At 72.2% G+C, this 9,774-nt stretch carries 12 protein-coding genes and 1 pseudogene; all 13 read left to right on the forward strand.

Going from position 1 to position 9,774, the window contains the following annotated elements:
• Nucleotides 1-12 precede the first annotated feature (12 nt).
• On the forward strand, nt 13-795 hold the full coding sequence (cobA, locus tag DOO78_RS24910; RefSeq protein ID WP_111472601.1) for a uroporphyrinogen-III C-methyltransferase: 783 nt from the start codon (nt 13-15) through the stop codon (nt 793-795).
• A gap of 13 nt (nt 796-808) precedes the next feature.
• A complete protein-coding gene (locus tag DOO78_RS24915) occupies nt 809-1,108 on the forward strand; it encodes a c-type cytochrome (RefSeq protein WP_111472602.1) in 300 nt (99 codons plus the stop codon).
• A complete protein-coding gene (locus DOO78_RS24920) occupies nt 1,098-2,288 on the forward strand; it encodes a cytochrome D1 domain-containing protein (RefSeq protein WP_111472603.1) in 1,191 nt (396 codons plus the stop codon). The genes DOO78_RS24915 and DOO78_RS24920 overlap by 11 nt, the downstream gene beginning before the upstream one ends.
• Before the next feature lie 2 nt (nt 2,289-2,290).
• On the forward strand, nt 2,291-2,749 hold the full coding sequence (locus DOO78_RS27755) for an Lrp/AsnC family transcriptional regulator (protein WP_165839074.1): 459 nt from the start codon (nt 2,291-2,293) through the stop codon (nt 2,747-2,749).
• Nucleotides 2,740-3,264 (forward strand): siroheme decarboxylase subunit beta, encoded by a 525-nt coding sequence (gene ahbB, locus DOO78_RS27760; RefSeq protein WP_165839075.1) that lies wholly within the window; start codon nt 2,740-2,742, stop codon nt 3,262-3,264. Before DOO78_RS27755 ends, ahbB (DOO78_RS27760) begins: the two co-directional genes overlap by 10 nt.
• Complete coding sequence (locus DOO78_RS24930) at nt 3,237-3,680, forward strand: Lrp/AsnC family transcriptional regulator (RefSeq protein ID WP_111472604.1); 444 nt, start codon at nt 3,237-3,239, stop codon at nt 3,678-3,680. Before ahbB (DOO78_RS27760) ends, DOO78_RS24930 begins: the two co-directional genes overlap by 28 nt.
• Nucleotides 3,681-3,684: 4 nt before the next feature.
• On the forward strand, nt 3,685-4,158 hold the full coding sequence (gene ahbB / locus DOO78_RS24935; RefSeq protein WP_243634783.1) for a siroheme decarboxylase subunit beta: 474 nt from the start codon (nt 3,685-3,687) through the stop codon (nt 4,156-4,158).
• A 113-nt stretch (nt 4,159-4,271) separates the two neighbouring features.
• Entirely contained in the window at nt 4,272-5,477 is a 1,206-nt protein-coding gene (gene nirJ, locus DOO78_RS24940; protein WP_111472606.1) for a heme d1 biosynthesis radical SAM protein NirJ, read from the forward strand.
• Nucleotides 5,458-7,020, forward strand: coding sequence for a nitrite reductase (locus tag DOO78_RS24945; RefSeq protein WP_111472607.1), 1,563 nt, complete (start codon nt 5,458-5,460; stop codon nt 7,018-7,020). The genes nirJ and DOO78_RS24945 overlap by 20 nt, the downstream gene beginning before the upstream one ends.
• Nucleotides 7,021-7,134: 114 nt before the next feature.
• Nucleotides 7,135-8,388: a 5-aminolevulinate synthase gene (hemA, locus tag DOO78_RS24950; RefSeq protein ID WP_111472608.1), complete on the forward strand. Its 1,254-nt coding sequence runs from the start codon at nt 7,135-7,137 to the stop codon at nt 8,386-8,388.
• Between the two features lie 247 nt (nt 8,389-8,635).
• Nucleotides 8,636-8,935 (forward strand): annotated as a pseudogene (locus DOO78_RS24955) (transposase); the annotation flags it as partial.
• Nucleotides 8,936-8,979: 44 nt separating this feature from the next.
• The gene (gene tnpA, locus DOO78_RS24960) at nt 8,980-9,435 is read left to right on the forward strand and encodes an IS66-like element accessory protein TnpA (RefSeq protein ID WP_111472609.1); all 456 of its coding nucleotides are present in this window, start codon (nt 8,980-8,982) and stop codon (nt 9,433-9,435) included.
• Nucleotides 9,435-9,698 carry an IS66 family insertion sequence element accessory protein TnpB gene (gene tnpB, locus DOO78_RS24965; RefSeq protein WP_111472610.1) on the forward strand — a complete coding sequence of 88 codons (264 nt, stop codon included), beginning with the start codon at nt 9,435-9,437 and terminating at the stop codon, nt 9,696-9,698. The genes tnpA and tnpB overlap by 1 nt, the downstream gene beginning before the upstream one ends.
• The last annotated feature ends 76 nt before the right edge of the window (nt 9,699-9,774 follow it).

Below are 9,774 nucleotides of genomic sequence, written 5' to 3' on the forward strand. Positions count from 1 at the left end.
GACGGTCGGACGATGCCGGACCGCAGTGGCCCGGGGCACGGTCTTGGGCCGGTCCACCTGGTGGGCGCCGGGCCGGGCGACCCGGAGTTGCTGACCGTGCGGGCGCGCCGGCTGCTGGAGCGCGCCGAGGCGGTGGTCTTCGACCGGCTGGTCTCGCCAGAGGTCCTGGCGTTGGCGCCGCCTGCGGCGCTGCGCCTGGATGTCGGCAAGGCGCCGGGCCGGCACCGAGCGAGCCAGGACGAGATCAACGCGCTGCTGGTGGACCTGGCCCGCAGCGGGTTGGAGGTGGTGCGGCTGAAGGGGGGCGACCCCTTCACCTTCGGCCGCGGCGGGGAGGAGGCGGCGCATCTGCGCCGCCACGGCATCCGGGTGGAGGTGGTGCCGGGCGTCACCTCCGCCTCGGGCTGTGCCGCGGCGCTCGGCCTGCCGCTGACGCAGCGCGGCCTGGCGCACGGGCTGCGCTACGTGACCGGGCATGGGCAGGACGGTGTGCCGCTCGAGCTGGACTGGGCCGGGCTAGCCGACCCGGACACCACCCTGGTGGTCTACATGGGCCTCGGCCAGATCGGCCGGATCGCCGATCGGCTGCTCGCCGCCGGGTTGCCGGCCACGACGCCGGCGGCCGCGGTGCAGAGCGGCACGACGCCACGGCAGCGGCATCTCGTCGCCACCCTCGGCACCCTTGCCGGGGCGGCGGCGGCGCTGAGGGGCGAGGGACCCGTGCTCTTCATCATCGGCCGCGTGGTGGCGCTCGCCCCGGCCGAGCAGTCCTGCCATGCGCTGGCCTCGGCCTAGGCGGGCGCTGCTGATGGCCACGCTCCTCCTCGCCGGTACGGCACGTGCCGAGGTTCCGCCGGAGCGTCAGGCGGAGCTGCGGCGCCTGCTGCTGCATGATTGCGGCTCCTGCCACGGGTTGACCATGCGCGGCGGCCTCGGCAAGCCCCTGCTGCCCGAGACGCTGGCCGGCCGCAGTGACGAGGCGCTGGCGGAGGTGATCCTGCAAGGGGTCCGCGGCACGCCCATGCCGCCCTGGCGGGAGGAGCTTTCGGCAGAGGAGGCACGGTGGATGGTGCAGACGCTGCGGCAGGGCGTGTCCCATGCCCGGTAGGCGCGGCCTTCTCGGCGGGCTGGCCGCCGCCGCGCTTGCCGCCGGCCGCGCCGAGGCCATGACGGCCGAGCGCGGCACCGGCGATCTCGGCCTCGTCGTCGAGCGCGCCTCGGGCAGCGTGCAGATCGTGGAGACGACGGGGCGGAGCGCCCTCGGCCGCATCACCGGCCTCGGCGACCTCTCGCACGCCTCGGCGGTGTTCTCCCGCGACGGCCGCTACGCCTTCGTCTTCGGCCGCGACGGCGGCCTCAACAAGATCGACCTGCTGCAGGGGGAGCTGAACCGGCGCGTCCTGCAGGCCGGCAATTCCATCGGCGGCGCCATCTCCGATGACGGGCGGCTGGTCGCGGTGGGCAATTACGAGCCGGGCGGGGTGCGGGTGTTCGACAGCGTTACGCTGGAGCCGGTGGAGGATATCCCGGCGGCGTACGGCCCGGAGGGCGCGGCACGCTCCAAGGTGGTCGGCCTCGCGGACATTCCCGGGCGCGGTTTCGCCTTCAGCCTCTACGACGCGGACGAGGTCTGGACGGTGGCGCTGCCGGAGGGCGGCGCGCCGGAGATCCGGCGCTTCCGCGATGCCGGCCGCCAACCCTATGACGGCTTCGTCACGCCAGACGGGCGCCACTACATCGCCGGCCTTTTTGGCGAGGACGGCCTCACCCGCATCGACCTCTGGCATCCCGAGCGCGGCGTGCAGCGCGTGCTGCCGGGCTACGGGCGCGGCGAGGAGCCGCTGCCGGTGTTCAAGATGCCGCATCTGCGCGGCTGGGCCGTCGCGGGCGAGCAGGTCTTCCTGCCGGCGATCGGCCGGCACGAGCTACTGGTGGCGGACCGGTGGGACTGGACCGAACGCGGCCGCGTCGCGGTCCACGGCCAGCCGGTCTTCGCCGTGGCGCGCCCAGACGGGCGGCAGGTCTGGGTCAACTTCGCGCACCCCCGCAACGACGTGGTGCAGGTGGTGGACACCGAGAGCCTCTCGGTCGTGCACGCCTTCACCCTCGGCCGCGGTGTGATGCACCTGGAGTTCACCCCGCGTGGCGAGCAGGCCTGGATCTCGGTGCGCGACATAAACCGGGTGGAGGTCTTCGACACGCGCAGCCTGGCACGGATCGCCTCCCTGCCGGCCGAGAGCCCGAGCGGCATCCTGCTCACCGCCCGCGCCGGGCGGATCGGCTTCTAGCCATGGTGCCGCTGGACGAGACCGACCGCCGCCTGCTGGACGATTTCCAGCGTGACCTGCCGCTGGAGCCGCGCCCCTATGCCGCGATGGCGCGCGAGCTCGGGCTGGAGGAGGCGGAGGTGATCGCCCGCCTCGCAGCGTTGCAGGACTGCGGCGCCATCTCGCGCATTGGCGCGGTGGTGCGGCCGAACACCGCCGGGCGCAGCACGCTGGCCGCCATGGCGGTGCCGGCGGATCGGCTGGAGGAGGTGGGCGCGCTGGTCGCCGCCCTGCCCGAGGTGAACCATTGCTACGAGCGGGAGCACCGGCTGAACCTCTGGTTCGTCGTCACCGCGGCCGGCGCGGTCGGCGTCGCGGCGGCATTGGCACGCGCGGCGGCGGCGACCGGCCTGCCCGTGCTCGACCTACCGCTCGAGGCCGAGTACCGAATCGACCTGGGATTCCCCCTGCGATGGACGTGACCGAGGCGGAACGCGCGCTGCTCGCCGCGCTGGCGGACGGGCTGCCGCTCCACCCGCGCCCCTTCGCCGCGCTCGGCGAGACGCTGGGGCTGAGCGAGGGCGAGACCCTGGCGGCGTTGCGCGGGCTTCAGGCGCGCGGGGTGGTCCGCCGCTTCGGCGTGGTGGTGCGGCACCACGAGCTCGGCTACCGCGCCAATGCCATGGTGGTCTGGGACGTGCCGGACGGGATGGTGGAGGCAGCCGGGCGGGCCCTGGCCGCGGCGCCGGGCGTGACCCTCTGCTACCGCCGGCCGCGGCGCCCGCCCGCCTGGCCCTACAACCTGTTCTGCATGATCCACGGCCGCGACCGCGCGGCGGTGCTGCGGGCGCTGGACTGGGCGGCGGAGGCCGCGGGCCTGCGGGAGGTGCCGCGGGAGGTGCTGTTCAGCGGAAGGCGGTTCAAGCAGCGCGGCGCGGTCTTCGGGCCGGCGCCGGCGGAGGAGGTGGCGTGGACGAGCTCGACCGCCGCATCGTGAACGCCCTGCAGGGCGGCTTCCCGGTCTGCGAGCGGCCCTTCGCCGCCGCGGCCGAGGGCCTCGGCATCGACGAGGCGACGCTGCTTGCCCGCCTCGCCGCGCTGCGGGCGGAGGGCGTGCTCTCCCGCTTCGGCCCGCTCTGGAAGGCCGAGGGCCTGGGCGGCGCCGTGACGCTGGCCGCCATGGCGGTGCCGACGGAGCGCTTCGAGGCGGTCGCGGCGCTGGTCAACGCGCATCCTGAGGTCGCGCACAACTACGAGCGCGACCACCGCCTCAACATGTGGTTCGTGCTGGCGACGGAGAGCGCCGCCGCGATCGCCGTGACGATCCGCGCCATCGAGGCCGAGACAGGGCTCGCCGTGCTGAACATGCCGCGCGAGGCCGAGTACCATGTCGGCCTCCGGCTGGAGGCCTGAGCGGATGGACGAGGCCGACCGGCGCATCGTCGCCGCGACGCAGGACGGGCTGCCACTGGTGCCGCGCCCCTACCACGCCGTCGCCGCCGCCGCCGGCCTCACGCCGGAGGAGGTCATGGCGAGGATGCATCGGCTGCTGGCCGAGGGCGCGATCCGCCGCATCGGCGCCGTGCCGAACCACTACGCGCTGGGCTACCGCTTCAACGGCATGGCGGTCTGGGAGGTGGCGGAGGAGCGGGTGGACGCGCTGGGCGCCCGCATCGCCGCGCTCGGCCTCTCCAGCCACTGCTACCGCCGGCCGAGGCATCCCCCGGACTGGCCCTACAACCTCTTCACCATGGTGCATGGCCGCACGCGCGAGGAGGCGTTGCACTGGGTGGAGACCATCGCCGTCGTGCTCGGCGAGGCGGTGCGGGCGCGCGAGGTGCTGTTCAGTAGCCGCATCCTGAAGAAGACCGGGCTGCGCTTGGTGGGCTAGAGCAGATCGCCACAGGGCGGAAACGCCCCTAGGCGTGAATCTGCTCTCCAACAACGATGTGGAGCATTCCCACGCTGTCCAGCCAGCCTGGGAATGCTCCAGGGAGAGGACCGATGCTCAGGCTGTCCCAGTTGATGCGGGAACTCGCCGTACCTGAGGGCGCGGCGCCGGCCGCCCCGTCCCGTGCGCGGCCCGCCCCGCGCCCGGGCCCGCCGCGGCCGGTGGTGATCTGGAACCTGATCCGGCGCTGCAACCTGAACTGCCGGCACTGCTACTCCATCTCCGCCGACGTGGACTTCCCCGGGGAGCTGACGACGGCGCAGGTCTTCGCCGTCATGGACGACCTGCGCGGCTTCGGCGTGCCGGCGCTGATCCTCTCGGGCGGCGAGCCGCTGCTGCGGCCGGACATCTTCGAGATCTCGGCCCGCGCCAAGGCCATGGGCTTCTATGTCGGCCTCTCCACCAACGGCACGCCGATCGACGCGCCGGTGGCCGACCGCATCGCGGCGATCGGCTACGACTATGTCGGCATCAGCCTCGACGGGCTGGAGCCGACGCATGACCGGTTCCGCCGCCAGCCCGGCGCCTTCGCGGGGTCGCTGGCCGGGGTGCGGCACTGCCGCGAGCGCGGGCTGAAGGTGGGGCTGCGCTTCACCCTCACCCGCGACAACGCCGCGGAGCTGTCGGCGCTGCTCGACCTCGCCGAGGCGGAGCGGGTGCAGAAATTCTATCTCTCCCACCTCAACTATGCCGGCCGCGGCAACCGCAACCGCGGCGACGATGCCGAGCACGCCATGACGCGGGCCGCCATGGACCTGCTGTTCGAACGCTGCTGGGAGCAGGCGCGGCGGGGGATCGAGCGCGAGGTGACGACCGGCAACAACGACGCTGACGGGGTCTACCTGCTGCACTGGGCCCGGCGCCGCGTGCCGGAGCGCGCGGCGCGGCTGGAGGCGATGCTGCGCCGCTGGGGCGGCAATTCCTCGGGCGTGGCCATCGCCAACATCGACAATCTCGGCCATGTCCACCCGGACACCATGTGGTGGCATGTGAGCCTGGGCAATGTGAAGGAGCGGCCATTCTCCGCAATCTGGGCTGACCTCGCCAACCCGTTGCTGGCGGGGCTGCGCGCCCGGCCGCGCGCCGTCACCGGCCGCTGCGGCGCTTGTTCCCACCTAGACATCTGCAACGGCAGCAGCCGCGTGCGGCCCCTCCGCGCCGGCGGCGACGCCTGGGCCGAGGACCCCGGCTGCTACCTGAGCGATGCGGAGATCGGCCTTGCCCCGGTGGAGGACGCGCATGCGCTGGCTCTCGCTTAGCCTGTTGGCGGCTCTGCTCGCTGCCCCGGCAGCGGCGCAGCCCGACGGGACCGCGCTCTACGGCCAGCACTGCGCCGCCTGCCACGGGGCGGAGCGGCTGGGCGGCCGTGGCCCGGCGCTGCTGCCCGAGAGCATGGGCCGCCTGCGCCCCGCGGCGGCGGCCGAGGTGATCGCCAAGGGGCGCCCGGCGACGCAGATGCCGGGCTTCGCCAGCCAGCTCTCCGGGTCCGAGATCGAGGCGCTGGCCGCGCACCTTTTCCGGCCCGCGCCCGCCGGGCTGCGCTGGGACGCGGCGGAGATCGAGACGTCCCGGCAGGTGCTGGTGCCACCGGAGCAACTGCCGGCGCGGCCGGTCTTCGATGCCGACCCGCTCAACCTGTTCCTGGTCGTGGAGACGGGGGACCACCACGTCACCGTGCTGGACGGCGACCGCTTCGTGCCGATCCGGCGCTTCCCGACGCGGCCCGCGCTGCATGGCGGCCCGAAATTCTCCGCCGACGGGCGCTTCACATACCTGATGTCGCGCGACGGCTGGGTGACCAAATACGACCTCTACAGCCTGCAGCCGGTCGCCGAGGTGCGGGCCGGCATCAACAGCCGCAACGTCGCGCTCTCGAGCGACGGGCGCTTCGTCGCGGTGGCGAACTATCTGCCCCGCAGCCTGGTGCTGCTGAATGCCGGCGACCTCTCGGTGAAGCGCGTCATCCCGGCCGTCGGGCTGCGCGGCGGCACCACCTCGCGCGTCAGCGCGGTCTACGACGCGCGGCCGCGACGCAGCTTCGTGGTGGCGATGAAAGACACCCCCGAGGTCTGGGAGGTCTCCTACGACGACGATGCGCCGCCCGTGTACACCGGCCTGGTCCACAACCACGAAAAGGGAATGGCCGAGGGGCTCGCCGCATCCGCCGGCCTCTTCGCGCTGCGCCGCATCGCGGTGGAGGAGCCGCTGGACGACTTCATGTTCGACCCCGCCTACCGCAACCTGCTGGGATCGGCGCGGGAGGGCGGCCGGGCGGTGGTGGTCAACCTCACCGTCGGGCGGCCCGTGGCGGAGGTGCCGCTGGAAGGCCTGCCGCATCTCGGCTCCGGCATCACCTGGATGGAGGGCGGGCGGCGCCTGATGGCGACGCCGAACCTGAAGCGGCCAGAGGTGGACGTGATCGACATGGCGGACTGGTCGATCGCAGCGCGCATTCCCACCGACGGGCCCGGCTTCTTCCTCCGCAGCCACGAGCGCACGCCCTATGCTTGGACGGACAGCATGATGGGCGCGCCCGGCGCGCGGGACACCATTCAGGTGATCGACAAGCGCAGCATGCAGGTGGTGCGCCGCCTGCGTCCCGCGCCAGGCCGCACCGCCGCGCATGTGGAGTTCACCCGCGACGGCCGCCACGCTCTGGTCAGCGTCTGGGAGGACGACGGCGCGGTCGTTGTCTATGACACCGAGACCTTCGAGGAGGTGACGCGGCTGCCGATGCGCCGTCCTTCGGGCAAGTACAATGTCTTTAACAAGATCGCCCTCTCCGAAGGGACCAGTCACTGACGACCCGCGAGGACGGCCAGGAGACGCGGACCGGCAGCTGGCTCTCCTCGATCGATCCGGGCCAGGCCGCCCCTCGCGGCGCGAGACGGCGGCCCTCACACGGGATTCTAGAACATGAAGTCACGCTCCCTCGCTTCCACAACCACCGGCGCCACCCTCCTTGCCCATTGCCGCGACACGCTCGGCGCCATGCGCCGGGAAGGCCGCTACCGCGAATTCGCCCATCTGGAGAAACTTGCGGGCCGCTTCCCGGTCTATCGCTGGCACGCCCCGGCCGGCCTGCAAGAGGTGACCGTCTGGTCCTCCAACGACTATCTCGGCATGGGCGCGCATCCCGCGGTGCTCGCGGCCGCGACCCGGGCGATCGACCAGCACGGCGCCGGCGCCGGCGGCACCCGCAACATCTCCGGCACCTCGCCCCTGCACGCGGCGCTGGAGGCCGAGCTCGCCTCCCTGCACGGCAAGGGCGGCGCCCTGCTCTTCGGCTCCGGCTACATCGCCAACCAGGCGGCGCTGACCGCGGTGCTGGAGGCGCTGCCGGGCTTCTGGGTCTTCTCCGACGCCAAGAACCACGCCTCCATGATCGCCGGCATGCGGCACGCGAAGGACGTGAAGCGGGTCATCTGGAAGCACAACGACCTCGCCGACCTCGAGGCCAGGCTGGCCGCGGCGCCGCCCGAGGCGCCCAAGCTGATCGCCTTCGAGAGCGTCTATTCGATGGACGGCGACATCGCCCCGATCGGGGCGATCTGCGACCTTGCCGAGCGCTACGGTGCCCTGACCTACCTCGACGAGGTGCACGCGGTCGGCCTCTACGGCGCGACGGGCGGCGGCATCAGCGAGCGGGACGGGGTGGCGCACCGGGTGGACCTGATCGAGGGCACCCTCGCCAAGGGCTTCGGCGTGCTCGGCGGCTATGTCGCCGGCGAGGCCGACCTGGTCGACTTCATCCGCAGCGTCGCCGGCGGGCTGATCTTCACCACCGCCCTGCCGCCGGCGGTGGCCGGCGCGGCGCTCGAGAGCGTGCGGCAGCTCAAGCGCGACAACGCCCGGCGCGAGACGCTGGCCGAGCGCGGCGCGGCGCTGAAGGCGGCGCTGGACGCGGCCGGGCTGCCCCGCATCCCGGCGCCGAGCCACATCGTGCCGGTGATGGTTGGCGAGGCGGAGCTCTGCCGCCAGGTGGCCCGGCGGCTGCTGGAGGAGCACGGGCTCTACGCCACGCCGATCAACTACCCGACCGTGCCGCGGGGGACGGAGCGGCTGCGGCTCTGCGCCACGCCCTTCCACACGGATGCGATGATCGCCAAGCTGATCACGGCGCTGCAGGCGGTGCTGCCGCGGTGGGAGATGCCGCTGGCGGCAGAGTAGACTGAGCTATTGAGGCTTGGGTCGCCTTGACCTACGCAAGAATCCAACGAAGGCGAACGCACCCTCTGCGACAGTTACAAAAGCCGTCGCGCACATCATCGAGGCCCTTCCACGGGAACGAGTCTCAAGAGTGCTACAACAAAGGCCCGGTCTGACGACTACCCCGCAGGGTTCCCCCTTTCGCCCATTGATGCGCTAGCAGCCTGTCGGATTCCCATCTGGTCTGAAATCGGCGAATCTGGCGGGCATGACAGGGTTCATTCCGTTCAGCCGCGAGCAGGCTTTTCTGCTGCCGCCGAATGCCAAGGACTGGCTGCCGGCGGACGACGTGGCGCACTTCGTAGTGGCAGCGGTGGATCGGGTGCCGCTCGGGGCTTTGGCGGTGCGGCCGATCCCGGGCGGCAAGGCGCAGTATCACCCGCGCCTGCTGCTGGCGCTGCTGATCTACTGCTACGCAATGGGGATCTTCTCCTCGCGGCGGATCGAGCGGGCGACGCACCGCGACCTCGGGGTGCGCTATGTGGCGGCGAACGTAAGCGTCAGCCATCAGTGGCCTTGAGATGCCCGGGCTTGCCTGCCGAGATAGCGGGCATGACGGACGAAGCTGACGTGGCGGAACCGCTCGGAGCGGGTTCTTATGACGGTCGGAAGGGCACGATGCGAGCGCGCCCGGATCGGGGCGTTCGGGTTGAGGTGCGGCCGGTGCGGCGGCGCGAGTGGCCGGACGAGGACAAGTTGCGGATCGTGCGCGAGAGCCTGCAGCCCGGTGCGGTGGTTCAGACGGTAGCCGACCGGAACGGGGCGAGCACGGGACAGATCTACACCTGGCGCAAGGAGATGCTGGCGGCGGCGGTGTCGGGGTTCGTGCCGGTGGCGGTGGTGCCGGAGGTGCCGCGTGTCGAAGGACCGCGGCCGGCGCGGGAGGGTGTGGTTGACGCGGCCGGGGTGATCGAGATCGGTCTGCCCTCGGGTGCGACAGTGCGTGCCAGCGGCCGAGTGGATATGGCGGTGCTGCGGGGCGTGCTGGCCGAACTTGGTGGTCGGTGATGTTCGGCCCGCCGCCTGGCACGCGTGTCTACCTCGCTTGCGGCGCGACGGACATGCGCAAGGGCTTCGACGGCTTGGCCGCGCAGGTGCAGACCGTGCTCTCGCAGGATCCGTACAGCGGCGCGGTCTTTTGCTTTCGTGGCCGTCGGGGTGACCTGCTGAAGATTTTGGTCTGGGACGGTCAGGGCCTGGTTCTCGTGGCCAAGAGGTTGGAGAAGGGTCGCTTCGTGTGGCCGCAGGTGTTGATTGCCACTGAGATCTGACCTGGTTTGGGGTGAAGTTGCCACTGAGAGTTGACCCATGTTCGGACGCTAGCCTCGGCTTTCTGGGCGGAGGCGG

Origin of the sequence: Roseicella frigidaeris, from assembly GCF_003258945.1 — a bacterium.
Classification (GTDB): domain Bacteria; phylum Pseudomonadota; class Alphaproteobacteria; order Acetobacterales; family Acetobacteraceae; genus Paracraurococcus; species Paracraurococcus frigidaeris.